Origin of the sequence: Enterococcus sp. CR-Ec1, from assembly GCF_002850555.1 — a bacterium.
In the GTDB taxonomy this organism is placed as follows: Bacteria; Bacillota; Bacilli; order Lactobacillales; family Enterococcaceae; genus Enterococcus_D; species Enterococcus_D entomosocium.
On sequence record NZ_CP025223.1, the window covers coordinates 596,680 to 622,009 of the forward strand.

General features: G+C 41.8%; 24 protein-coding genes. 17 read left to right on the forward strand and 7 right to left on the reverse strand.

What is annotated here, in order from left to right:
• Positions 1–181: 181 nt before the first annotated feature.
• Positions 182–934 carry a MurR/RpiR family transcriptional regulator gene (locus CXM95_RS02870; protein WP_005232077.1) on the reverse strand — a complete coding sequence of 251 codons (753 nt, stop codon included), beginning with the start codon at positions 932–934 and terminating at the stop codon, positions 182–184.
• A gap of 145 nt (positions 935–1,079) precedes the next feature.
• Here CXM95_RS02870 and CXM95_RS02875 point away from each other — a divergent pair, with 145 nt between their 5' ends.
• The 8 genes from CXM95_RS02875 (at position 1,080) to CXM95_RS02910 (ending at position 10,318) form a co-directional block, all read left to right on the forward strand.
• The gene (locus tag CXM95_RS02875; RefSeq protein ID WP_016619912.1) at positions 1,080–2,405 is read left to right on the forward strand and encodes a 6-phospho-beta-glucosidase; all 1,326 of its coding nucleotides are present in this window, start codon (positions 1,080–1,082) and stop codon (positions 2,403–2,405) included.
• 2 nt (positions 2,406–2,407) lie between these two features.
• Complete coding sequence (locus tag CXM95_RS02880; protein ID WP_034878070.1) at positions 2,408–3,133, forward strand: glucosamine-6-phosphate deaminase; 726 nt, start codon at positions 2,408–2,410, stop codon at positions 3,131–3,133.
• 14 nt (positions 3,134–3,147) lie between these two features.
• A complete protein-coding gene (locus CXM95_RS02885; protein WP_086299097.1) occupies positions 3,148–4,410 on the forward strand; it encodes a PTS sugar transporter subunit IIC in 1,263 nt (420 codons plus the stop codon).
• A 363-nt stretch (positions 4,411–4,773) separates the two neighbouring features.
• Positions 4,774–6,813, forward strand: coding sequence for a BglG family transcription antiterminator (locus tag CXM95_RS02890; protein WP_101698839.1), 2,040 nt, complete (start codon positions 4,774–4,776; stop codon positions 6,811–6,813).
• Positions 6,810–7,091 (forward strand): PTS sugar transporter subunit IIB, encoded by a 282-nt coding sequence (locus CXM95_RS02895; protein ID WP_005227537.1) that lies wholly within the window; start codon positions 6,810–6,812, stop codon positions 7,089–7,091. The genes CXM95_RS02890 and CXM95_RS02895 overlap by 4 nt, the downstream gene beginning before the upstream one ends.
• Before the next feature lie 16 nt (positions 7,092–7,107).
• Positions 7,108–8,472 (forward strand): PTS ascorbate transporter subunit IIC, encoded by a 1,365-nt coding sequence (locus tag CXM95_RS02900; RefSeq protein ID WP_086299099.1) that lies wholly within the window; start codon positions 7,108–7,110, stop codon positions 8,470–8,472.
• Between the two features lie 22 nt (positions 8,473–8,494).
• Complete coding sequence (locus CXM95_RS02905) at positions 8,495–9,352, forward strand: transketolase (RefSeq protein WP_005232060.1); 858 nt, start codon at positions 8,495–8,497, stop codon at positions 9,350–9,352.
• Between the two features lie 3 nt (positions 9,353–9,355).
• Positions 9,356–10,318 (forward strand): transketolase family protein, encoded by a 963-nt coding sequence (locus CXM95_RS02910; protein ID WP_086299100.1) that lies wholly within the window; start codon positions 9,356–9,358, stop codon positions 10,316–10,318.
• Between the two features lie 112 nt (positions 10,319–10,430).
• Here CXM95_RS02910 and CXM95_RS02915 read toward each other — a convergent pair whose 3' ends face one another.
• Positions 10,431–11,900, reverse strand: a complete 1,470-nt coding sequence (locus CXM95_RS02915) for a PH domain-containing protein (RefSeq protein WP_061053748.1) — start codon at positions 11,898–11,900, stop codon at positions 10,431–10,433.
• Complete coding sequence (locus CXM95_RS02920) at positions 11,890–12,381, reverse strand: PH domain-containing protein (RefSeq protein WP_086299101.1); 492 nt, start codon at positions 12,379–12,381, stop codon at positions 11,890–11,892. Before CXM95_RS02920 ends, CXM95_RS02915 begins: the two co-directional genes overlap by 11 nt.
• 251 nt (positions 12,382–12,632) lie before the next feature.
• On the opposite strand from CXM95_RS02920, the gene CXM95_RS02925 reads away from it, so the two are divergent.
• The 4 genes from CXM95_RS02925 to CXM95_RS02940 all read left to right on the forward strand — a co-directional run bounded on the left by CXM95_RS02925 (position 12,633) and on the right by CXM95_RS02940 (position 16,174).
• Complete coding sequence (locus tag CXM95_RS02925; RefSeq protein WP_086299102.1) at positions 12,633–13,346, forward strand: ABC transporter ATP-binding protein; 714 nt, start codon at positions 12,633–12,635, stop codon at positions 13,344–13,346.
• Between the two features lies 1 nt (position 13,347).
• On the forward strand, positions 13,348–14,088 hold the full coding sequence (locus CXM95_RS02930) for an ABC transporter permease (RefSeq protein WP_016611321.1): 741 nt from the start codon (positions 13,348–13,350) through the stop codon (positions 14,086–14,088).
• Positions 14,089–14,109: 21 nt separating this feature from the next.
• Positions 14,110–14,943 carry a MerR family transcriptional regulator gene (locus CXM95_RS02935; protein ID WP_016611320.1) on the forward strand — a complete coding sequence of 278 codons (834 nt, stop codon included), beginning with the start codon at positions 14,110–14,112 and terminating at the stop codon, positions 14,941–14,943.
• A gap of 388 nt (positions 14,944–15,331) precedes the next feature.
• A complete protein-coding gene (locus CXM95_RS02940; protein ID WP_086299104.1) occupies positions 15,332–16,174 on the forward strand; it encodes a class I SAM-dependent methyltransferase in 843 nt (280 codons plus the stop codon).
• A 120-nt stretch (positions 16,175–16,294) separates the two neighbouring features.
• Here the strand turns inward: CXM95_RS02940 and CXM95_RS02945 are convergent, their stop codons facing one another.
• The 3 genes from CXM95_RS02945 to CXM95_RS02955 all read right to left on the reverse strand — a co-directional run bounded on the left by CXM95_RS02945 (position 16,295) and on the right by CXM95_RS02955 (position 18,322).
• The gene (locus tag CXM95_RS02945; protein ID WP_101698840.1) at positions 16,295–16,756 is read right to left on the reverse strand and encodes a GNAT family N-acetyltransferase; all 462 of its coding nucleotides are present in this window, start codon (positions 16,754–16,756) and stop codon (positions 16,295–16,297) included.
• Between the two features lie 98 nt (positions 16,757–16,854).
• Positions 16,855–17,424: a helicase gene (locus CXM95_RS02950; protein WP_086299106.1), complete on the reverse strand. Its 570-nt coding sequence runs from the start codon at positions 17,422–17,424 to the stop codon at positions 16,855–16,857.
• Positions 17,414–18,322 carry a helix-turn-helix transcriptional regulator gene (locus CXM95_RS02955; RefSeq protein WP_086299107.1) on the reverse strand — a complete coding sequence of 303 codons (909 nt, stop codon included), beginning with the start codon at positions 18,320–18,322 and terminating at the stop codon, positions 17,414–17,416. Before CXM95_RS02955 ends, CXM95_RS02950 begins: the two co-directional genes overlap by 11 nt.
• Before the next feature lie 93 nt (positions 18,323–18,415).
• On the opposite strand from CXM95_RS02955, the gene CXM95_RS02960 reads away from it, so the two are divergent.
• From CXM95_RS02960 to CXM95_RS02980, 5 genes are all read left to right on the forward strand, one after another.
• Entirely contained in the window at positions 18,416–18,832 is a 417-nt protein-coding gene (locus CXM95_RS02960) for an effector binding domain-containing protein (protein WP_086299108.1), read from the forward strand.
• A 27-nt stretch (positions 18,833–18,859) separates the two neighbouring features.
• Positions 18,860–19,372 carry a ClbS/DfsB family four-helix bundle protein gene (locus tag CXM95_RS02965; RefSeq protein WP_005232023.1) on the forward strand — a complete coding sequence of 171 codons (513 nt, stop codon included), beginning with the start codon at positions 18,860–18,862 and terminating at the stop codon, positions 19,370–19,372.
• A 273-nt stretch (positions 19,373–19,645) separates the two neighbouring features.
• Positions 19,646–20,377 carry a class I SAM-dependent methyltransferase gene (locus tag CXM95_RS02970; RefSeq protein ID WP_176285388.1) on the forward strand — a complete coding sequence of 244 codons (732 nt, stop codon included), beginning with the start codon at positions 19,646–19,648 and terminating at the stop codon, positions 20,375–20,377.
• 366 nt (positions 20,378–20,743) lie between these two features.
• Positions 20,744–23,107, forward strand: a complete 2,364-nt coding sequence (locus CXM95_RS02975) for an HAD-IC family P-type ATPase (protein ID WP_101698841.1) — start codon at positions 20,744–20,746, stop codon at positions 23,105–23,107.
• A 231-nt stretch (positions 23,108–23,338) separates the two neighbouring features.
• A complete protein-coding gene (locus CXM95_RS02980; RefSeq protein WP_008377949.1) occupies positions 23,339–24,265 on the forward strand; it encodes a LacI family DNA-binding transcriptional regulator in 927 nt (308 codons plus the stop codon).
• Positions 24,266–24,678: 413 nt separating this feature from the next.
• On the opposite strand, the gene CXM95_RS02985 is transcribed toward CXM95_RS02980, so the two are convergent.
• Positions 24,679–24,867: a hypothetical protein gene (locus CXM95_RS02985; RefSeq protein ID WP_005227564.1), complete on the reverse strand. Its 189-nt coding sequence runs from the start codon at positions 24,865–24,867 to the stop codon at positions 24,679–24,681.
• Positions 24,868–25,330 lie beyond the last annotated feature (463 nt).

Genomic DNA, 25,330 nt, shown 5'->3' on the forward strand with positions numbered 1-25,330 from the left:
TGAAGTCTTCTCAAACCAAAGGGAAGAGAAACAAATAAATTGAACAAATTTGTATATCAAAAAGAGACCACATAGATACATGTGAGTCTCTTTTTTTTGTGGAAATATCGGTCGGTGAACTTGTGTTTAGACGGAAAGAATTACCTGAAGAATTTATTAGCAAGAATTTTTTTATACAAATCTATTGAGTTTCCATTCTATTTCTCACGGTTTTGGCTAACTTTTCAATAATATACATTGCCGGTATCTGGGTTGTAATATCAGCTTCATTAATTTTTTCTAGCGAAATATTATAGGTTATTGAAATATCAGCTAATTTAGAAAGTGTTGAATTAGAGCTGCTGGTAATTCCTATTACTGAGCTTTCTGATAGATTCAAATGATTTAAATATTGAATGATTTCTGTGGTCTCGCCGGAAACGGATAAAGCGACGATACACATTTTTTTTGCTAACTCAGTGGATAGGTAATTAATAGGATAATTACTAGGATCTTCAATGCGAATCGCCATGTTAAATAGTGACGAGAAATAAAGAGAACCATATTCAGCAACAACATTTGAGGAGCCTACGCCAATAAAAATAATCAGCTCTTTTTCCATCAATAAGTGAACTGCCTCATCAAATTTATCTTCAAAGAATTTGTCTTGTGTCCGTGCTAAAAAATTCAAGAGTTCACTCTCAAAATCAAGTGTTTTTACCTCTTTTTCTTCTTTAAGAGATTCGAGATACGCACTAAGGTAAATTTTAAATTCAGAAAAACCGGTACAGCGAAATTTTTTACAAAAGCGTAATACGCTGGCAGTACTCGTATGACTTTTCTCAGCTAATTCTCGAATACTCATGGAAGCAACTGCATTTACCTCTGAAATAATTGCTTTATATACCTCAATATCCGTTTCATTTAAGTCTGGTTGATAGTCAAGAAACAACATAGTAATCCCCTCCTGTTACAAATTGTAACAGGATTGTAACCGGTGTCAATCGTCTGTTTTTGTAACCGTTTACTTAAAAGCGGTATTTAAGGGGATAAAAATAATCTATACTGACCATGTAGTTAAGTTAAAGGAGTGTTTCAGGATGGATAAAGGAATAAAAATTGCAACAATTGGCGGTGGATCAAGTTATACACCAGAATTGATAGAAGGATTTATTAAACGATATGCTGAATTACCGATTTCAGAATTATGGCTTGTGGATATTGAACAAGGAAGAGAGAAATTAGAAATAGTTGGGGAACTTGCTAAACGTATGGTAAAAAAAGCGAACCTTCCAATGAAAATTTATATGACTCTTGATCGTGAAGCGGCATTAAAGGATGCGGACTTCGTTACGACGCAATTTCGTGTAGGTCTTTTGGAAGCGCGAGCGAAAGACGAGAGAATTCCTTTAACATATGACACGATTGGACAAGAAACGAATGGTCCAGGAGGGCTTTTTAAAGGATTACGCACGATTCCTGTTATCTTAGAAATAGTGAAAGATATGGAGCGCCTTTGCCCAGAAGCATGGCTGATCAACTTCACTAATCCAGCTGGCATGGTGACAGAAGCTGTCTTACGCCATAGCAATATGCGTAGAGTAGTAGGTTTGTGTAATGGACCAATTGGAATAGAACGTGGCATTGCAGAAACATTAAAAGTACCCAAAGAAGAATTATATGTTGAATTTACTGGGCTAAATCATATGGTTTTTGCGAAAAAGATTTATCATAAAGGGATTGATGTGACCCAAAAAGTACTTACATTGATGACGCAAGATACTGGCGATGCAGTTGGTCTGAAAAACATTGCTGATTTAGAATGGGAACCAAATTTTTTCCGAACACTTGGCATGATTCCCATCGGCTATTTAAGGTATTACTATCAAACAGCTACTATGTTGTCTGAGCAAAAACGATCAGCAGAGAAAGAAGGAACTCGTGCAGAAGTTGTGCAGAAAATCGAGCATGAGTTGTTTGAACTTTATAAAGATGAACATCTAGCAATCAAACCACCTCAATTGTCAGAACGTGGGGGCGCTTATTATAGTGAAGCAGCATGTAATTTAATTAATTCCATCTATAATGACAAACGTGATATTCAAACGGTCAATACAAGAAATAATGGTGCCATCAGTGATATCGATTGTGATTCAGCGGTTGAAGTAAATTGTTTGATTACAAAACAAGGACCGATCCCTTTGACTACAGGTGAATTACCTATTCCTATCAAAGGACTAGTTCAACAAATTAAGTCTTTTGAACGTATAGCGGCCCAAGCAGCTGTTACGGGAGACTATAACACTGCTTTATTAGCGATGACGATCAATCCCTTAGTTCCAAGTGATAGGACAGCAAAGCAACTACTTGATGAAATGCTTTTAGCACACAAAGAATATCTGCCGAATTTTTTTAAAGGAGAATGACAATGAAAGTAAAATACTATGTTGAGGCAAATTACCAAGAAGTCAGTAAGATCTGTGCAAAACTCATTTTAGATGTCTTAAAAGAAAAGCCAAATGGGTTATATTGCTTTGCAGGTGGTGATACACCCGTAGGAACGCTTAACATCATTGCAGAAGCAGCAATCAACAAAGAAATAGATTTATCCCAGGCAAAGTTTATTGAACTAGATGAATGGGTTGGAATCGATCCGAAAAATGAAGGCAGTTGTCTATCCTATTTAAAAAGAAACTTATTCAATCGGGTTCCTATTGACCTAAAGCAACTTCACACATTTGATCCTTTAGCCGATGATTTAAATGAGGAATGCAAAAAAGCTGATAAATTTATCGAGGAGAATGGAGGATTAACACTGAGTTTGCTTGGGGTTGGAGAAAATGGTCACTTAGGTTTTAATGAGCCTGGTTCGTCCTTCGAAGATAAAGCTCATATAGTGAACTTAGACGAATCAACCCAAAGTGTTGGGAAAAAATATTTTTCAGACGAGAAAGTTGATCGTACGAAAGGAATTACGTTAGGGATAGGACAATTATTACAATCTGGAACAATGATCGTACAAGCTAGTGGAGCAAAAAAGAAATCTGCGATACAACAGTTTCTATGCGGTACGATTACAAAAGAGTGTCCAGTTACTTCTCTATGGTTGCACAAAGATCCTGTATTGGTGGTTGATAAGGAAGTCGTGAACTAAAAGGAGGAAAAAAGATGCAGGTCATTGAGAACAAGGTATTGCCTATATTGCTGAAAATAGGCAATAGTAAACACTTAGTTGCTATAAGAAATGGGATTTCCATGACGATTCCTTTTACTATTGTTGGAAGTATCTTCCTAATCATTGGTAACTTTCCAATACAGTCATGGATGGATTTTGTGTCAAATTGGGGACCGCAGTTGAATGCACCAGTCAATGTTACGTTCGGAATCCTTGGACTGATATCTGCAATTGGCATAGGCTATCATTTAGGAAAAGAGTTTGGTGTTGATGCTATTTCTAATTCGATGCTCACAACTATCGGCTTTCTTCTAGCAACATTAAACGATGACTGGACGATAAATTTGGCTAATTTTGGTGCTAGTGGTATGTTTACCGCGATCATTGTTGGGGTATTTGTCACTCATGCTTTTAAATGGTTTGTCACTCATAATATTGTAATAAAAATGCCAGAAGGTGTGCCGCCCACTGTAGCAACTTCTTTTGCAACGTTAATCCCAGGGGCATTTATTCTGACCGTTATATGGATCGTCAGAACTTTATTAGGGGTTGATATCAATGAAATCATTACTATTGTTTTCCAACCTTTAATGCAAGGGATGGGAACACTCCCAGGCATGCTGTTATACACACTTCTCGTTTGTTTGCTATGGATATGTGGAATCCACGGAGACAATGTTTTGTCTGGAATTGCGACCCCTGTTTTCCTAAGTTATCTTGCTGATAATACGGCAGCTTTTCAAAGTGGTGCAGAAGTACCTCATGTTTTTGCCGATGGATTTTGGATTGTCTTTATGTGTTTAGGCGGAACTGGAGCAACACTCGGTCTAGTGTTAAATATGCTCCATTCCAGAAGTAAGATGTATAAGTCGATTGGACGATTATCTTTGCCGTCAGCTATTTTTTGTATCAATGAACCGGTTATTTTTGGTTTGCCTATTGTGATGAATCCTGTAATGCTTATTCCGTTTATAGCAACGCCTATGGTCCTATGTATCGGTACGTATATCTTAATGAATATTGGTATAGTAGGACCGATTGTTATTCAAGTTCCATGGACTATTCCTCCTATTATTGGTCCTTATTTAGCTACTAATGGTAGTATTGGAGCAGCCGTTTGGTCTTTTGTATCGATTTTCATTTCATATTTTATTTATATGCCATTTTTCAAAATATTGGAAAAGCAGCAAGTGAAAAATGAAACCGCAGAGGCGCAAGAAACGGGAACAACGATTCCTTTGAGTATAAGTGAGTAGATAGAAGAAGCCTATTTTCCATCATTCATTAAGATAAGTATTTTTAGGTATTAGAAAATAACTTTAAAAAAGTATATTGGAAAAAAGACGATTGTCCTTCATGATTCTGATAGTTTCAATAATAAAACAACAAATAGCATCATTATCTAAGCGAATCAGTAAATGATTCGCTTTTTTTAATGTTGTATTTTTTATCATTTGCTTCTATCAATAAAACCTTCTCGAATACTTTATTGGATGTTATGGTAATCCTTGAAATCTCCTCTTCGGTCCATCGTTTAAAAAAAACGGAGTTTCAGTTGTGCCGAGAAATGATGGCGATTTCATTTTGTGCAAGCTATAGTTTAGGTGGGGGTAGCAAATATGATTCATTTCAAATTGACGTATCTGTTTTCAGAACCAAATATTGAGGCGTTTCTTCAGTTGACGAAGTGGAGGGATGAGGAATTTCTGGCGGAGATTGCCAAGATCAATCAAATCACTGAACAGCGGTTGAATCAACGAATCACGATGCATGAGGGAGAAGTTTTGATTCCTTCGCTGATTCAACGAAAATGGGCGGAAATTCTTTTCGATGTCCAGAAGAACAAGTTGTTTTTTTCGGAAGAAGAGCGGCGGTCCTTGATTTATCTTCTGACTTTTTCAGCAGAGAAAGACTTATCCGTCTACCAGTTTCAAGAGCTGTTCTATGTCAGTAAAAATACGATTTTGAAGGATTTAAAGGGGATCAGAGAGGAACTTGCAGCTTTCAAGATTCAACTATTGTACTCTCGAAAATATGGCTTTTATCTAGAGGGAGAGGAATATCAGATTCGCGCTCTTGCTTTTCGAAAAGTCAGTGCGTTATCCAATACGAAAAATGGGAATTTGCTTTTATTTGAGGGAATCTATGAGCAGAATAAAACGATGTATATTCAAATAAGAGATCGTTTGTCCGCAACATTGACTGCCTTCAATCTGGTGATCGTACCGAGCCGCTTCGAAGAAATGCTTTATTTTCTTAATTATTTATCCTTTCGGATGGCAGAAACGTCTGTTTCTTTAGCGGAGACAGAAACATCGCTGCTACAGTCGCTGCATGTCCATCAAGTTAGTCAGCAGTTTTTAGCAGAATTTCCTGCCATCAAAGATCGGAAAACAGAAGAACTTTATGTAACGATCCTGTTGAAAACGATTCTGCAAGGAGATATCGAAGATACTTCATTAGAGTTTTTATTGGAATGTGCCAGTAAGATCATTCATGAAATGGAACGGCTGGCAGCTATCGAGTTTGTGGACTATCGCACCCTTTTGATGAACACATTCTATCATCTTGTCCCGGCGTATTTTCGAATCCGCTACGGTTTTCCACTGGAGAATGTACTGATTGAAGAAATCAAGCTGCAATACAATGAGTTGTTTGAACTGACGAGACGAGCACTGGGTTCTTTAGAAGACCTAGTCGGTACGATCCCTGATGAAGAAATCGGTTATTTTACGATTTTGTTTGGTGGAGAAATCAGTAAACAAAAGGCCAAACGTGATTACTTCCAATTGAATGCATTAGTTGTCTGCCCAAGCGGCATCAGTTCATCCTTGATTTTGGAATCAGAATTAAAGGAACTGTTTCCCCAGATCCATTTTTTTCCGGCTCGTTCGATCGAAGAGTATGAAAATGTTCGTTTCAATGACGAGATTGATCTGATTTTTTCCAGTGCCCCGATCAAAACCAAACGACCATGTTATGTGATCAATCCGATTATGACGCCCATTGAGAAGGATGAACTGCTTAGAAACGTACAAGCGGCATTCTTTCCTTCAAAAACTGGTTTGCATTCCATTGACGATGTGTTAGAAGTGATTTTGCCCTATGTTGATTTAAAAGCAGGCATCAGTAAGCAAAAGCTGAGAAAAATTTTGCAAAGAAAAATCAATCGAGAATTGAATAGAAGGGAAGACCAACGTCCGATGTTATCAGATTTATTAACAGCAGAAACCATCCAATTTACTGAGGTGCCGCTGACTTGGCAAGAAGCCATTCGAGAAGCTGCTGCGCCATTAAAAAAGACCAATAAAATTGAGGAACAGTATATAACCGCCATGATCAATAAAGTGGTAGATCACGGTCCTTTTATCCATATTGGAAAAGGCATCGCTTTGCCCCATGCGCGTCCAGAAGATGGGGTCAATGCGATCGGGATGTCGTTATTAAAAGTCAAAGAGCCAGTGCTTTTAAATGATGATCCGCAACACCCCATTCAAGTGTTTATATGTTTGGCGGCGGTTGACAATGAGCTCCATCTAAAAGCGTTAGCGAGTTTAACAAAAATTTTGTCGAATAATGAAAAACTAACTGCGTTACTTTCCGCAACCACTGCGGATCAAATAATTGAAGTGATCAGAGAAGGAGAAGATGAAAAATGAAATTTGCAGCAGTGTGTGGGTCAGGATTAGGATCAAGTTTTATGGTGGAGATGAATATCAATTCTGTTTTAAATGAATTGGGTGTCTCAGGTGTGGAAGTGTCCCATTATGATTTAGGAAGTGCCGCACCCGATATGGCGGATGTTTTCTTTGTTGGTGGCGATTTAGCCGATAGTGCGCAGCATCTAGGTGAGATCGTGGTGTTAGACAGTATTATCGATCTCGATGAATTGAAGCAAAAGGTTCAAGCCGTTTGTCAGGAAAAAGGATTACTATAAAAAGGAGTAGACAGTCATGAACGAATTTTTAGATATTCTTGTTGATATCGCGAGTACCCCAGCGATCTTAGTTGCGCTGATCGCCGTTTTGGGGAATGTGCTGCAGAAAAAAGACATTGCCACGATCGTCAAAGGGGGCATCAAAACCTTTGTTGGGTTTCTCGTGGTCACTGCCGGGGCTGGGGTGATCGAAAGCTCTCTGGCGCCATTTGGGGAGATGTTCCAAGCAGCCTTTAACATGCAAGGGGTCGTACCTAATAACGAAGCGATCGTTGCGCTAGCGTTGACGACATACGGCACCTATACCGCACTTATTATGTTAGCCGGAATGGCCTTCAATATTTTGATTGCCCGTATCACTCGCTTTAAATACATTTATTTGACTGGGCATGCCACGTTGTATATGGCTTGCATGATTGCGGTGATTTTGAGCGTTACTGGAATGAATACTTTTAATCTAGTTTTATTTGGCGGCTTAGCGTTAGGGATCTGTAACACGATTTTCCCAGCGATCGCACAACCGTTTACTCGAGAAATTACTAAAAATGATTCCGTCGCATTGGGGCATACGGGGAACTTCGGCTACGCATTGAGCGGGTTGATTGGGAAATACGTCGGCAATAAGGAAAAATCTACCGAAGACATCAATTTTCCGAAAGGCCTGTCTTTCTTGCGGGACTCTACTGTTAGTATCACGATTACGATGGCTATTGTATACGTGATCGTAGCAATTTTTGCTGGGAGTGAATTTATTACAGAAAATCTTAGCAATGGCACGAACTCGATCATTTATTCGTTGCAGCAAGCTGGTTCGTTTGCCGCTGGTGTCTTTGTGATTTTAGCTGGTGTCCGTCTGATTTTGGCAGAAATCGTACCAGCCTTTAAAGGGATTTCCGAAAAGCTTGTTCCTAATGCGATTCCTGCATTGGATTGCCCGATCGTCTTTCCTTATGCGCCAAATGCTGTTCTGATTGGTTTTCTAACCAGCTTTGTCGGTGGGATCGTTAGTTTGATCATCATGGTCTTCACAGGAACAACCGTTATTATTCCAGGTGTCGTGCCCCATTTCTTCTGTGGCGCAACAGCAGGTGTTTACGGCAATGCAACGGGTGGTGTGCGAGGCGCCGTGATTGGTTCCTTTATTCATGGGATCATTATCAGCTTCATGCCGATCTTGTTGATGCCAGTCATGGGGGATCTTGGGTTCCAAGGATCAACTTTCTCTGATACCGACTATGGAGTTGCAGGGATCTTCCTAGGAAACTTAGCCAATATGGGCGGTCAAATCGCCATCTTCTCAGGGATAATTGCGGTAGTCGCGGTCTTGATCGGATTGACGATTTTCAAGAAAAACAGCCGGGCAAAATCTGTTTCTGAATAAATAGAGGATGGAGGGATAAATAGTGGCAATCAGTGAACAAGAATACCACGAACTCGAAAGATTAGCGGCAAAGATTCGTTTAGATACCCTTTGCAGCATCAAGAAAATGGGGCAAGGCCATCTGGGCGGTTCCTTTTCAATTGTTGAATTATTAGCCGTTTTGTACGGCAAACAGCTGCGGGTCAATCCACAAGATCCACAGTGGGCGGATCGTGACCGACTCGTTTTATCAAAAGGACATGCTGGCGCCGCACTGTACAGCGCATTAGCAAATACGGGCTATTTTGATCGGTCGTGGTTATGGACGATCAATGAGGGCGGCACGAGACTGCCTTCCCATCCGGATCGCTGGAAAACGCCGGGGGTTGATGCCACCACAGGTTCACTGGGGCAGGGGACTTCAATGGCTGCCGGGATCGCGACGGGTCTGCGCTTGGCAGGGAAGGACAATTTTGTTTATTTGATCGTCGGGGACGGCGAACTAAATGAAGGACAGTGCTGGGAAGCCTTCCAATACATTGCCCACTTCAAACTGAATCACTGTATCGTCATTATTGATGACAATAAAAAACAGCTAGATGGGCCAACCAAAGACATTCTTGATCCCTTTGACATCCAGCAGAAGATGACTGCATTTGGCTTTTATACAGAAAAAGTTCCAGGAGCAGACATGCAAGCCATTGATGAGGCAATCGAGCGCTGCAAAGCGATCGAAGACCAAGCGGTTTGCATTGTCTTGGACAGCGTGAAAGGACAAGGCATTCCTTTCTTTGAAGAATTAGATGCCAATCACTCCGTGAAGTTTACCACGGATGAAATCAATCAAGCGGCAGAAGCGGCAATCAAAGAATTGACGATAAAAATCGAAGGAGGACGCTAAGGCATGTTTACATTAAGCAAAACCACTGCTGCTGGTAAAGAGCTGCGAACATGTGTCGTTGACACATTGGTGGAACTCATGGATGAAAATAACCAGCTAGTTGCGTTGGATGCCGACCTTGGCTCTGCCAGCGGCTGGACAGCGATTGCCAACAAACATCCCCAACGCTTTATCAACATGGGGATCGCGGAAGCCAATATGGTTGGCGTCGCTGCTGGCTTGAGTTTAACTGGCTATACACCTTTTATCCACACTTTTGGGCCATTTGCAACGCGCCGGGTATTCGATCAGCTGTTTATTTCTGGCGGCTATGGCGGCAATACGATCAATATTTACGGTTCTGATCCGGGGTTTGCAGTCGGACACAACGGCGGCACCCATACGACATGGGAAGATGTGGCTTTGATGCGAATGATTCCCCAATCGATCGTCTGCGATGCAGCGGATGAAGTCCAAATGGCGTGGATCATAAAAACTTTTAGCCAATTATCAGGCATTCATTACGTACGAGGCAATCGGAAAGCGGTTCCGACGATTTATGAAAAAGGCTCGACCTTTGAACTAGGAAAAGGCAATGTTTTAAGACCAGGCGATGAACTGTTGTTGATTGCCAGTGGCCAACTGGTTTCTGAAACACTGCAAGTGGCAGAAGAATTAGCAGAAATAGGAATCAGCTGCGAAGTGATCGACATGTTCACCATCAAACCGATCGATAAAGAATTGATCATCCGCGAAGTTCAGGGAAAACGGCAAGTCATCACCATCGAAAATCATTCTATCACCGGTGGACTAGGGAGTGCCGTCGCCGAAGTGCTTGCTGAAACTGGCAGTGCTGTTCCCTTAAAACGTATTGGTGTCAACGAACGATTTGGCCAAGTCGGCACACCCGATTTCCTGCAAAAAGAATATGGCTTAGATGCTGCTTCAATCAAGCAGCAAATAGTTGAGGGGAAGGTCAGGGAATAGAAAAAGGAAGCATCAACGAATCAATGGTTGGTGCTTCCTTCTCATTTATTTCAGGACTTGCAAAAAACGTCAAACAACGCGTCAGTTCTGCTGTTTGACGTTTTTTTATGAACTACGACAAAAACCAGCGCCGTAACTTTTCTGCTTCGGTTAATGGGAAGTAGAAAAGCTTACTTTCGGTGAAGGTATCTTCGGTTTTGATGGTCAACTGTGACTTGCCCAGACCTTTTTTGTGCTGCCAATACGTCGTGGTGACGGTGAAATCTTGGATTTTATTTTTCTTCAGATAAGCGGTCACCTTTGTTAAGCCGCGAATCGTTTGACACAACAATACATGGTTATCTAAAAATTGATACCCTTGTATTTTGCCCCGCCAGATGCTTGATAACACGAAGGAGCCAAAGAACACGAAGAAAATCAGCGCTAACCACCAGAAAAAGAAGGCGGAGATTCCTACAACAAGCAGCCCGATAAGCAGTGGCCAACGGCAAAAGTACCAAAAGTTGGGTCGCGGATTTTTCACTAGAGCGGTTTGTTGAAACGACCATTCAGGTAAAAAGCGGGCCAATGTTTCGGTCAGCTGCGCCTCTTTCAAAATGGGGAACAGATAGACCGTATCATCGCTTTCTGAAGAACTGCCAGCAGCCAGCAGTAACTTGACGGAGCTTAGATGAAAGATTCGGCGATAAAGATTTTGTTCGACACTTAGCCCTTGGATCCTAGCGAGGGGTATCGTTTGGTGTCGTTTAGAAAACAAGCCTTGCGTGATCAGCAGCTGTTGTTGGTTCGTTTCCACCGTAAAGCCATAATAGCGGAAAATATTTCTAGCAATCGCAAGAAAGAAAAACAAAATTAACAGCCCCAGCAAAAGCGCAGCACCAAATAAAAGGCCGAGTTGCTGCAAATCCGATGCATAGGCAAAGAGATTGGGAATGTTGTCGATCACGTTGTAGCCGATGACTAGAACCAAGGTGAAAACAGAAAAATCAGTGATAGAAAACAAGAAAATCTCCTTGAATTTCAAAGTGAATGTTTCTAACGGCGGATTTGCTGTTTCCTCACCCGAAAAAACAGTAGCGTAATTATTGGTTGGTTCTTCTCCACTAGCTGCTTGGGCAGTCGGCTCTTGTGGTGTCGCAGCTGCTTTTTTTGACGCTTCGATGGAGGCAATGAGAACCAGCGGCAACGCTGGGAAAAGAATTTCGGCTTCGCCACTCGAACTTGCGGCGCTTTCCAATTTCACTTCAGCTAGTTTAAACGGACGTAAATAAAAGTAATGATTCTCTTGAATGGTTTGGATGCGTTCAAACGGCAAAATCGTTTGTTTTTGGATAAAGAGTCCTTTGTTGACTAGCACACTCGTTTGATCGATTTGAAAGGTAAAGCGGGTGTATGACAGTACCGCAAAAATCAAACAGACCAGTAAAAATAGCAGAATGCCGCCCAGAATCATTGGCAAAGAAGGGGCGTCGTTGAATAATTTGAATACAAGCAGAAACGCTAGTACCAGAAAATTTTTGCAATTTTTGAACCAATAAAGACCGATACACAGCAACGGCAGTCGTTGTTTTTCATAGATCATCTTTGACCACCTCGACTAAAGTCATAATGGTTTCTCGCAAGCGTTCGGCTTGCGCCACTGGTAGGCCTTCAATGGTGTGGTTGGTGGCAGCCGTATGGATCTGTAAGGAGACTAAGGAGTATTTTCGCAAAAAGATCCCTTGGTCTGTTTCGATATGCTGGATTCGGCGGATCGGAATATACGTGGTGCTGCGGAATAGATAGCCGTGTTGAATGGCGATATCATTTTCTTGGATCTCGTAGCGATGGAATGTGTAACGGTAGCTCATCAGCACAAAAGAAAGCAGATGGCTGATCAAAGTCAGCGCCAATAAGCTTGACCAAAGGGTGATCACCCAGAAATGCAGCCAGTTTTGCGTGGCTAGAAACCAAAAAGAAGCAGCGAAAATCAGGCTGAAAATAATCAGTGACGTAATCCTTCGCAACCGCCAAACACGAATGATGGTCTGAGGCATTTGTTCATTTAATAAGGGATAATTCATGGGAAACATCCTCTCTACATAGAAATAAATAGGGTTACCCACAAATATAGTGGAGATAGAAGAAAAAAACAAGCTTAGAAATTAAAAATAGTTAATTGTGATTTAAATAGTGTAGCTCTATCGAACAAAAAGAAAAAGCCGCTTTTAGCTAACCAATGAGTATGGGGTTGTTCGTCATGAAAAAAGGCAAGTAGGCTATTGACTCTCCCTCAAGAGGAGACAGTATGCTTTAGTAGAAAGGGGCGATTGCTGTGGAAAAAATGATTGAGGTTGCCGAGCTATCTAAGAAAATCAACGGTCGGAAAATTATTGATCAACTTACCTTCACCGTAAAAAAAGGCGAGGTGTTCGGCTTATTAGGACCAAATGGAGCAGGAAAAACAACAACGATTGAAACAATTTTAGGTATCAAAACACCAGAGGAAGGTTCTGTCAAAATTCTCGGATCAGATCCTCAAAAAAAGCGGCGTGAGGTATTTGAAAAAGTGGGGGTTCAGCTTCAATCTTCAAGTTATCAGAACAATATACGCGTCGGAGAATTGTGCAAAGAGATGACGCTCTTGTATCGACAGCCTCAAGACTATCAAGAGCTTTTGCGTTTGTTTCAGCTGGAACCATTCGAATCGCAATTCATCGACAAACTTTCTGGTGGGGAAAAACAAAAGCTTTCAATTGTACTCGCCTTGATCCCGAATCCCGAGGTGATTTTTTTGGATGAATTAACAACGGGACTGGATACAAAAGCACGGAGAAGTGTCTGGCAAACGCTCCTCAAACTAAAAGAAGCGCAAATGACGATTCTATTGACGACCCACTATATGGAGGAGGCGGAGATTCTTTGTGATCGGCTATGCATCATCGCTCATGGGCGCAAGGTAGTTGAAGGCAGTACGAAGGAGCTGTTAAAACGAAGCGGTCAGCAAAAACTCGAAGAGGCATATCTTTGGTTTGTAGGGAGGAGATAGAATGAGCAAAGTAATGAGACTAGCAAAAATTGAAGGAAAGATAGCGTTACGAGGAATTGATGGGATCGTCTTTGGTATTGGCATGCCGCTGGTCGTCCTGCTTTTGACGAATATGATCGGTGGAGAGAAAGTGATTGGTGCTGCTTCTTATACATTTCAAGAGGGCAGTTTTGCTTCGCTGCTGGTGGTGGGGATTTGCGCAACAGCCTTTATGGGGATTCCGTTAACTATCTGTGATTATCGAGACAAAAAGATTTTGAAACACTTTTTTGTTACCCCAGCTTCTCCAGTTCATCTGATTGCAGCTCAAGTGGTAGTAGCTGCAGCGACTGCACTACTCTCAGCGATAGGTGTCGCATTCGTGTCGGTGGTATTTCTCGACTATCAAATGAAAGGCAGCTGGATAGGATTGATAGCTAGCTATTTTTTCGTTATGATTGCCATGTATAGCCTAGGACTATTGATTGCTAGTTTGTGTAAAAATATCAAGATTGCCAATCTCGTTTGCACAGTGGTTTATTTTCCGATGTTGTTTCTTTCTGGGGCAGTGATTCCCTTTGAGCTATTTCCAGAAGGTGTGCAAAAAGTCGCTAGTGTTCTGCCATTGACACAAGGTGTTAAATTGTTAAAGAGTGTGAGTCTCGATCAACCAATCGGTGACCCTCGATTCATTCTTTTTCTATTGACAGTGGTGACGATCGTGGGATTTGGTTTGGCAGTTAAGCTTTTCCGTTGGGAATAACAGGAAACGGAGGAAAGAGTTATGACACAAGAATGTGAAAAAACACCAGATAAGCTGTATCGAATCGGCATGTTTTCTAAAATGAATCAAGTGACGATAAAAACACTGCGTTATTATGATGAGGTGGGGCTGCTTAAGCCCCATTTTATCGATCCAGATAATGGGTATCGCTATTATATCTCTAGTCAGTTGGCACCATTGCATCGGTTATTAGCTTTACGCAGAATGGGGTATAACATCGATGAAATCAAACAAGTGCAAGCAGGAGAAAGCGAAAGGCGAATACTGCATCGCAAGAGACAGCAACTGATGAGAGAGATCACGGAACGGATGGCGATGCTCACGCAGATCGAAGGGTATTTGCAACAGGAAGAAGCCAATTACCAAATGATCGTTAAACGTTTGCCAGCGGTTATCGTCGCTTCAATGAGAATGGTCGTGCCAAGCTTCGATCGGTTGTTTTCTATCATCCCAGAAATGGGGCTGCAGATGGAAACAGCTGGTTGCGTCTGCGCATTGCCCGAATATTGCTTTACTATCTATCATGACAACGAGTACAAAGAAGAAAACATTGATGTGGAAGTTTGCGAAGCGGTCACAGAAATGAAAGATAATCAAGGGAATTTGACCTTCAAGCAGATAGAAGAAGTACCAGAGGCAGTTTGCACGGTCCATAAAGGAGCCTACACTGAGTTTCCGAAAGCCTATGCTGCGGTGATCCAGTTTGCTGAAAATAACGGCTATCGAATCACAGGGCCTTTTCGTGAAAGCTATATTGATGGTATTTGGAATAAAGAAAGTGAAGAGGAATGGCTGACTGAGATCCAGCTTCCTGTTGAAAAAATCAGCAGGTGAAGGGAAGCAAAAAATCAGCGTTCTTGCAAAATTTCTACTCCGTAAGGCGTGAATTTCGGCAAGACCATCTTTTAATCGAGTGTCTACAGTCAATTCCCATTGACAAATCGACTAGCGCCTTCTAAACTAAAAGCAGAAAAACAAGAGAAAAAGGTGATGGCTCCGGCCTATCTGCTGTTATTCCTTCGTTAACAGGGGTAGGACTGGAAAAGAGTAAATAAAATCAATTTCATAGGCAAAAAATTGACTGCATGCAGTTTTATTTGAAGTGCCTATCATTGATTTTATTTTACTCTTCGCTTTTTGATCTTCATCGTTTGAAGGTTGACCGCAGAGTGAAATCTGCGGTCTTTTTTGTTTTTCAATTATTTTGAAAGGGGAAAATAAGATGTACCAAGAATTGAGAAAGGCAATCGAGCGGCCACCGCTCTATAAAAAAATGGCAGAGGCGTTTTGGGACGATGCGTATATTTCCAAGCAAATGTTAAAGGCTCATTTGGATCCTGATTTTGAGGGAGCTAGTAGAAAGGTTGACTTTATCAACGAATCCGTTCGATGGATCAGTCGCCTTGTTCCGCCAGAAAAACAGACGCAACTTCTTGATATCGGCTGCGGACCAGGGATCTACGCGGAAAAATTTGCAGCGCTGGGCTATGAAGTGACAGGCGTTGATTACTCCAGAAGATCCCTTGCCTATGCGAGAGATTCTGCGAATAAGCGGGAACTAAATATTACCTATCTATTTGATAACTATTTGGAGATGGCATTGCCTCAGCAATTTGATTTTATTACCTTGATTTATTGCGACTATGGTGCCTTAAATCCAGAGGAACGCAAACTACTGCTAAAAAATGTGCTGGCGCATCTAAAACCGGGTGGCAAATTTTTGTTCGATGTATTTACGATTGCACAGTTTTTAACGCTTAATGAAGAGCAGACCTGGGAAAGTCACGAATCAGAAGGGTTTTGGCGGGGGGAGCCCCATCTTGTGCTGAATCAACGATGGAAATATCCTGATCACGTCTTGCTGGAGCAAACAACGATTTTAGCAGAAGATGAGGTCATAAATTATTATTTATGGACGACCTATTTTACAAAAGATGCATTGATAAAAGAAGCTAGGGTTGCCGGTTTTGATATTTGTGAGATATTCGGTGATGTCAAAGGCAGTCCTTATAGCGAAGAAGGCTCGACAATGGCGATGCTACTGAAAAAACCATTCCCTATCTGAAAGAGTGGTTTTCTGTAAATAGAAAAAAGAAACGACGATTTTCTGTCGTTTCTTTTTGTTTGGCTCCGGCACTGATCAATCAATTTTTTTGTTCTAATGATCGGGCCTATTCAACACTACTCATTCAGCGAAACGTCGAACCATCGTAATATCTGTTTCCAAATAGCCCATTTTTTTGTATAGCTGATACGCAGATTGATTATGGGCAAAAACGTGCAAGCCGATCTCAGTGATGCCTTGCTGGATCGCCCACTTTTCCAAAGCTTGTAACGCTTTGGTTCCATAGCCTTTTCCTCGCTGGTCTTCCTCGATGATAAAGTCATAGATGAAGGCTTTCTGGGCAGCTGTGTTGATCCAAATCACCCCGATCGGTTCACTAAAATCAGCTGCAAATAAAGAAAACAAGTGATTGTTTTCAGTGGCAGTCCCTTGAGGAAGTAAAGAAGCAAAGCTTTCTTTGGCGAGGGAGAGGGCCTTGTCTTTGGCCCATGTGCCTGCTTGGACTTTGTCATTGGCGTATTCGAAAACAGCATTGGCTAAGTAGGCAGCGTAGTCGCTGTCTTTCATTGGTATTAAGTTCATCTATTTCTCCTTTCGTCCTTTTGGATTCTCCCTATCTTGCAGAATGATTGCAGTAAGGGGAAATGGGGACGCTTGATTGGTAACTATTTGTTCCCCCTTCAGTTGAAGGTCTCTGACAGCGGGTCTCGTCGTTGAAACAAAAACAGGTCATCCGGTGCAAACTGGTGGCGTGCATCGCAAGTATAGCCTCGCAACCAGTCACAACCATCGATGCGGCGAACGTAGAATCCTTTGGGGAAATCGTCGGTTTTTTCCAAAGGCACAGAAGCGATCGTGATTGCGGCAGCTGGCACTTTTCCTTGGGATTTCAGTCCGGTGCTATTTGCCAGTTGATGATAACTGAGGCGAAAGTGTAAGGCCATTTCCAATGTACAATCGGTCAGTCCATAAGAAGGTGCAGCTGCAAAAATCTCCGTCAACGAGCCACCTTGTGTGAGTCCCAGTTCTTTAAGGGAAACAATCACACAAGTAGTACGCTGTTTATCGGCACTGAGGGAGAGGTGGGGATGGCGCAAGAGCTGGTTGGCATACGCGTTTAAGTGAATCTGCTGTTCTTCCAACTGCTGGCAAAGGCGGGCTAGCGAAACCCCGCCATAGTCTACGATCACTTCTTTCAAATCAAACACTCCTTTCAATAGGGATCCATTTCTTGAAAAATCAGTTCGCACCCTCGTTCTCAGTCAAATTGGCATAAATCGCAGCAACTTCTTCTTGGTAACGCTTCTTTAGTCGAGGGGGACTTAAAATGCGTAGGCTTTTTCCAAAAGAGAACAAATAGGGCACCACCCAGCTTTCCTCGGGTAAATCAACGGTAACCACAGCAGTGCCTTCCTCCGTCAAAGTAATATCCTGATGATCGAACTCATCATATACCCGATAAAGAACGTCGGCTTGAAAGAATAGACGAGCGGGATAGGTGTCAACAGTCAATTCAATGGCAGAATTAGGCGCAGTGACCGGAAAAAAATGCTGTTCAGTGACGTGGACCTGACTCATACGGCTGATTTTAAATGTCCGAAAGGCATTCTTTTGCTGGTCGAAGGCTTGCAGATACCATGCTTGCGAACGAAAAAGCAGTTTGTAAGGCTGACAGACGCGTTTTTGCGGTCCCTGTTTACTGATATAGTCAAAGGTGATCACGTGGTTCGTTAAAATACTCTTTTTTAATAAATCAAACATGTCGTTGCCGTTTTCTCGCCGATGCCAAGTGGAAAAATCAACTTCTAGCCAGTCTGCATCGTTTTGCTGGAATAAGGATTGCAGTTTTGCCAATGATTCTCCGCTGATCTGTGGCGTCAGCTGGCGAATCCCTTTCAACGCCAAAAGCAGGTTTTTCCGTTCTTCCTCTGATAATAACACTTTATCCAACACAAAACTGCTTAACAAATAGACGCCGCCATTTCGACCCGTTTCGGTATAGATGGGTACGCCAATACTGCTTAGGGTATTGATATCTCTGGTGATGGTGCGAGTCGAGACTTCAAATTGTTTGGCTAATTCAGAAGTGGTTGCTTTTTCATGATTCAACAGGTGGTAGATAAGGCCGAACAGGCGTGTCGTGCTCACTGGGGTTACTCCTTTTATAAAAAGATGATAAAACACTGACAGAAGGTGTCTAGGTTTCTATCGTATCATAAAGACAAAGAAGGAGGAACTCCAATGAAATTTTCGATAATGGCAACGGAAAGAACCAATAATTTTACTGATCCAGCGATTCAAGCAAAAATCACTGGCTTATGGGAGAAAAACAGCGAGGCGGTCAAGAAAGCCGCAGAAAAAGGAACGGTCATCGCTTGCGTTTACCACGAGTATGAGTCAAACTATCAAGGAGACTATGCCGTTTCGCTTTGTTTCGAACAAACGGAGCAAGCAGACTTTGATACAGAAAAATATACTTGGAAAAAGTATCCGGTCGATCGGCGCGATGCGCAGGGCATTCTGACAACTTGGCGTCAAGTCTGGTCAGAGGAAGAAAACCAGCAGTTGCAGCGCAGGTATTCCTTTGATTTCGAACAGTATGCGCCAGACGGCGAAGTAACGATTTTTATCGCCATTGAAGAAAGCGACAAAGAGTAACCATTTTCCTGAATAGGAGGACAGTCAATGAGACAGTACGAAAGCAAAGCAGACTTGATCCAAGAGATCACAGAACGTTACCAAAAATTTCGCCAAGAATTTGTTGAAATTCCCGAAGCGTTACGAAATCAGCGAACAGCTGGGGTCGATAAGACGCCTTCAGAAAACTTGTCTTACCAAATCGGCTGGGTCAGTTTGTTATTGTCATGGGAAGCACAGGAACAACAAGGGATGAGCGTTCACACACCTGCTGAAGGGTATAAATGGAACAACCTTGGCGGATTGTATCAATCCTTTTATCAGACATATGGCAGTTTGACCTTAGCACAGCAGCAAGAGCTCTTAGACCAAAAAGTGACGGCCCTTTGCCAGTGGATCGAGGGCTTATCCGATCAGGAATTGTTTGAAGCAGGGCAACGGGATTGGGCAACCACCAAAGCACAGTGGCCAGTCTATAAATGGATCCATATCAATACAGTAGCACCGTTTACCAATTTCCGAACGAAAATCCGAAAATGGAAAAAGGAAGCACTGCATTGATCAATAGAGAAATGAATGAATCGAACAGGAAAATCACACCCTTTTCATAGTGTGATTTTTTGCTGTACATAAAAAACGGTTTATTGAGAAACAATGGCAAAGAAGCGCCAGCGACTTGCTATCAATTGTGAGAGACTGAAAATCGTGCTATGATGGCGTTAATCAGAGCAAGGAGGAAAAAGCTGATGTGTGGTGGCATTATTTCCCAAAAAATTGCCTAAGCCCATGTAGATCAAGACCAGCAAAAAACGATTTACATGGGAGGAACAAATGATGAAAGAAAACAAATATGATGACCAAACGTTTTTTACTAAATACAGTGAAATGACTCGTTCACAAAAAGGCCTGCAAGGAGCTGGAGAATGGCAGACGCTAAAACAAATGTTGCCGGATTTTAAAAAGAAGCAGGTGCTTGATCTAGGTTGTGGGTATGGATGGCATTGCCAATATGCTGTAGACCATGGAGCGGCAGCAGTACTAGGAACTGACATTTCTCAACGGATGCTTGAGGAGGCCAAGAAAAGGAACCCTGATCCGAAAATAACGTATCAATGTGTCGCAATGGAAGAAGTGACACTTCCTCCAGCCACAATAGACGTTGTTTTAAGTTCATTGGCGTTTCACTATGTGGCAACGTTCGAAACATTGATCAAAAGCATATCGGTCTGTCTGAAACCTGGTGGTGTACTCGTATTTTCGGTGGAGCATCCGGTTTATACTGCGGAAGGATCGCAAGATTGGCAGTATGATAGGCAGGGGGAAATCCAGCATTTCCCAGTCGATCATTACTATTATGAAGGCAAGCGGGAAGCGCAATTTTTAGGTGAAACGGTGACCAAATACCATCGTACCCTGACAACCTATTTAATGACCTTATTGCAAAACGGCTTCATTTTAGAAAAAGTGATTGAGCCGCAGCCGCCAGAAGAATTACTGGAAGTACCGGGAATGAAAGACGAAATGCGCCGACCGATGATGCTGCTAATAGCTGCTAGAAAAAGCTGACTTAAAGAATTGTTAAACAGTTGATCTGTGAAGATCAGCTGTTTTTTTGTTTTGTGTCATCGTAAGAAACAACCGATGAAGCCTGTGATCGCTTGATGTGTAGTGGGGTGAGTTAACAAAATAAACTGTTATTTTAATTCCTAAAGTGACGCGAAGGTGACAAAAATGAAACGCCATTACTTAAAAGGGTATGCTATATTTTAGACAGTACTTGTTTTTTTACGGAAAAAAGCCGATAGATGATGGCGTAACTTACGCAATCGCCGCCAATTGGTTTTATAGAAAAAACGCAAAACCATTACCTAGTCCGATGCACGTTTGCTGAATATTCAGCAAACGAAAAGTAAATGACTATGATTAGAAAGGGTGAGGATCATCGAAAACAACCAAACCATTGGCTTAACGTCAGGGGAAGTCAAGGCGCGGGTGCAGCGCGGTCAAGTCAATAAGACAAAAAAGGATACGACGAATACGTACCCGAAAATCCTGTTTACCAATATCTTTACCTTTTTCAATTTAATCAACTGTGTCCTATTCTTTCTCGTCTGTTTGACGGGTTCTTATCAAAACGGTTTGTTCGTCTTTGTTGTCTTCAGCAATGTGATCATCAATCTCTTTCAAGAAGTTCGTTCCAAACGAACGCTAGATAAGCTGGCACTGCTAAAAGTTGCCAAAGCCGATGTTTATCGGGATGGTAAGCTGGAGAATTTGCCGATCCACAAACTCGTAATGGATGATGTGTTACGACTGAAAAGCGGGGATCAAGTGCCGACGGATGCCAAAGTCATTCAAGGATCTTTAGAAGTCAATGAATCCTTGCTGACTGGTGAAATGGATACGATCCACAAACAGCCGACAGACGAGTTGTTTTCTGGCAGTTTTATCACTGCTGGTGAAGCGTTGTGCCAAGTGATCCACGTAGGCGCTGACAACTATATCGCAAAAATCAACAAAGAAGCCAAGACCATCAAACGACAAAAATACTTGATCCAAGGCAGTTTGAATAAAATCATTCGTTGGATCAGCTTGATTTTGGTACCGTTATGTACCCTCTTGTTTGTCAAACAGTTCTATTTCTCTCATGCGGCTTTCAACACCGCCATCTTACGGACGGTGGCGGCAGCTGTAGGGATGTTCCCCGAAGGTTTGTTTTTATTGACCAGTGTCACATTGACCATCAGTGCCGTCTATCTGGCGCGCAAAAAAGTGATGGTGCAGGAATTGAACTGCATTGATGCTTTGGCACGGGTCGATGTTCTTTGCTTAGACAAAACCGGCACGATCACCGAAGGCAAGATGACGGTGGAAAAGACGATTTCCTTACAATCGGAAACACCGTTGGCAGAAATCACCGGCAACTTAATGGCTCAGCTACCCGATCAGAACCCAACGGCAATGGCGCTACGAACCTTTTTTTCAGAAAAAACGACGTACCAGATGCAGCAAGTCGTCCCCTTTTCATCTGACCGCAAATTCAGTTGCGTCACGTTTGAAGGGCAAGGCACTTATTTCATCGGAGCTGCGTCGATTTTACTGGGAACCAACCATGAAGCTGTCTTAAAACAGGAAAGACAGCTGGCAGAAGAAGGCTACCGGGTGATCGTTTTGGCGCACAGTGCGCAAGGCTATGAGGAGGCAGGACTGCCGACGGATATTGAACCGTTAGGATTTTATTTACTGTCAGACACGATCCGTGAAGATGCCAAAGAGACCTTGGAGTATTTTCGTTCACAAGCAATCCAATGCAAGATCATCTCTGGCGATGATCCAGTGACAGTCAGTCAAATCGCGAAAAAAGTCAATCTACCAGGGGCTGCTGAGTTTATCGATGTATCAAAATTAACTGCAGCCGAATTAAAAGAAGCTGTCAGCAACTATCAGATTTTTGGTCGAGTGACGCCGCAACAAAAGAAAGAAATGGTACTCTACTTGAAAGAACAAGGGCATACTGTCGCGATGACTGGCGATGGCGTCAACGATGTTTTGGCGCTGAAAGAAGCCGACTGTTCCATCGCGATGGCTTCCGGTGTCGATGCTGCGCGTCAAGTATCAAATTTGGTGCTTTTGGAAAATCAATTCGATGCTTTGCCATCGGTCATGGATGAAGGCCGCCGAGTAATCAATAACATTACTCGCTCAGGTTCATTGGTGCTAGTGCAAGTCTTATTCTCCATCATGATCACTATGGGGACGTTGTTATCAGGAACGACATATCCTTTTGAGCCGATCCAATTAACGATCATCAATGCCTGCTTTGTCGGCATTCCGACCTTCTTTTTAAACTTTGAACCAGACTTCAATCGGATCAAAGGGGAATTTATGACAACGATTTTCAAAAATGCTTTTCCAACAGCCTTGACGATTACGGTAGGAACTCTGCTGATCATCAACTTTGGCTATTGGTTCAACAGTAGCAGCAAAGCTCTATCGATCATGAGTATTATTTTTACCGCTTGGAACTATCGCTTGATCCAGAAAAAAGTCTATCCAGCTATCAACAGCTATCGAACGATGATTTTTTTCAGCACCCAGATCTTGTACTTTGCTGCCTTGATCGTCGGTCGTGACCTCTTTAACCTAGGCAATACCAGCTATCTCAACCTCATTCTCTTGATTGCCTTGTTGAATTTTTCCGCCTATATGCAACGCTTTGCGGATAAGGGCATCGAGTTACTGATGCGAAGGTATACGAAGAAACGTAAAAGCTTATCAAAAGAAATGATTCAGTAAACAGTAGAAAAACTGATTGCTTAAGTAGCGCTTGTAGCTTGCTAAGCAATCAGTTTTTGTTTATAAATAAATTTCTTTTATTTTCAAGGAGTCTAAGTCTTGCTATGAAACTCGTTTCATACCGTACAATCAACCAAGGGACCTTTTCAGAAAATTTGTCGAAAGTGAATCAGTAAATTTTCTATGGTAGACTTAGGTCAATCGTAAAACAAACAGATAGGAATGAAGGAAATGGCAACGATACGCGATATAGCAAAAATCACTGGTTTTTCGATCACGACAGTCTCTCGTGTGATCAATGGCCATCCTTATGTCGATGAGCAAAAGCGAGCAGCGATTTTGGCGGTGATGGAAGAACTGGATTACAAACCGAATAAGATCGCCCAAAAGCTTAGCTCGGGGAAAACCTATAATATTGGGGTCATCGTGCCGTTTGTCAATCACGCCTTTTTTGATGGGATTCTAAATGGCATTATGGAAGAAGCCTTTGCTAAAAAATACAAAGTGACGTTATTGCCGACCAATTTTGATCGGAAATTGGAACTAGAATATCTAGAAGAATTCGCTGCAAAAGGGTTTGACGGATTGATCGTCATTACCCGCGCAAATCATATCGAGACGTTTTATCCCTACATGGAAAAAGGACCGATCGTTTTTTGTGAAAATTCGACCGGTACTGCTGTTCCTTTCGTTGCGATCGACTTGGTCGGCTCTGTGACAGCTAGTATCAATTATTTAAAAGAACAAGGCGTAAAACGTTTGGGACTGACGCTCGGGCGCAGCAAACGTCTTAGCTGCAATTCAGTCAATACCATCGCAAAAGCCAAGGAGCTGTTTCCTGCTTTTTCGGAAGCCGATATTTATTGGGATTGTATCAAAGCACAAGACGGGATTTCCGCAGCAGCCTTTTTTAAAGAACGAGGAATCGATGGGGTGATCACAAATGGAGACGAAATCGCAGCAATGATTTTGAATCAATACTCCCACGGGACAGCACCCATCGTGATTGGACAAGAAAACCTGCTTATCAGTCAAATGCTGCATTTTTCTTCCGTTGAGTTTCATCTGAATCAGTGCGGCAAAGAAGCCTTTCGCTTGTTTCAAGAAAGAAAACAAGAACAGATCATTCTGCCTTATGAACTTATTATTCGTGAATAATCATTGTCAAAAAAAGAACACACCTTATTACGAGAGGTGTGTTTTTGCCTGATTTTTAAAGGGAATTTGAGGAGATAAAATAAAAAAATAAAGAAAAAATCAATTTTGAATGCTTGCTTTTCACAGAGTAAAGGGCTACCATTGGTCTGTGGCTTTTTCGCCACAAAAATAGGAAACGTATCAGACAAGAGTACTTGGGGAAGATTCTCTTGGGGGAAGCCTGATACGTTTCCTTTTGTTCATTCTAACACTATTTATATATAAAGTAGAGAGATATTGAGTAGATAAATAAAAATACTGCTGTAATTGATGAATAGGAAAAGAGCAAGCTCACAAAGGACTACTTTCAAATCGTTTTCCTACAACATGTTGGATGGCAAATGGCTCCTCATGTTTTGGTTAATAAAAGAGGATCAACTAACTAATTGTGTGGCACCAACTAGAAAATTACATAGCTTAGCAACACCTGTTTCAGCTGTTTCTTTGATTAGAACAGTTGCAGTATTCTCGTAAACATGAATCACACTAACTTCTTGTAAACCGGTAAAGCCAATAACATTTGCCTGATAGTTTTGACCAGGGAACACTTGGTATTTTTCCATGTTTTTATCTCCTTCATTATTCTTATTTCAAAAGAATAATAATTAAAATTTAAGAAAAAGTAAAGTGAAACGATTTTTCATTCAAAAACACAGCCCTTTGGCGTTTGTCTCGAGTAGTTTCGATCTTTTTCTGCAATTTTTCATTATTTTTTTCAATAAATATGCGGTGGCTTATTGAACTTTATTCAAGAATATGTGCCTCTTTTTTTAGCAGCAACCACAGATTTCATCTAAACGAATGGGAGAAAACAGCAGCTGAATTGTTTGTTTTGTACCGGATTGGGGCTTATAATAAAAATAGGAAGAAGGATCGACGTCACCGCTTCCTAAATCAATTGAAAAGGGCGTGGAAGTTATGGAAAACGTATACCGAAATAACTTTGTCAAAAGAACTATTCAACTGATGTTTGCACCAAAAAAAATCAGAAAGCGTCCACCAGAACAATGGATCAAAATGCCTACC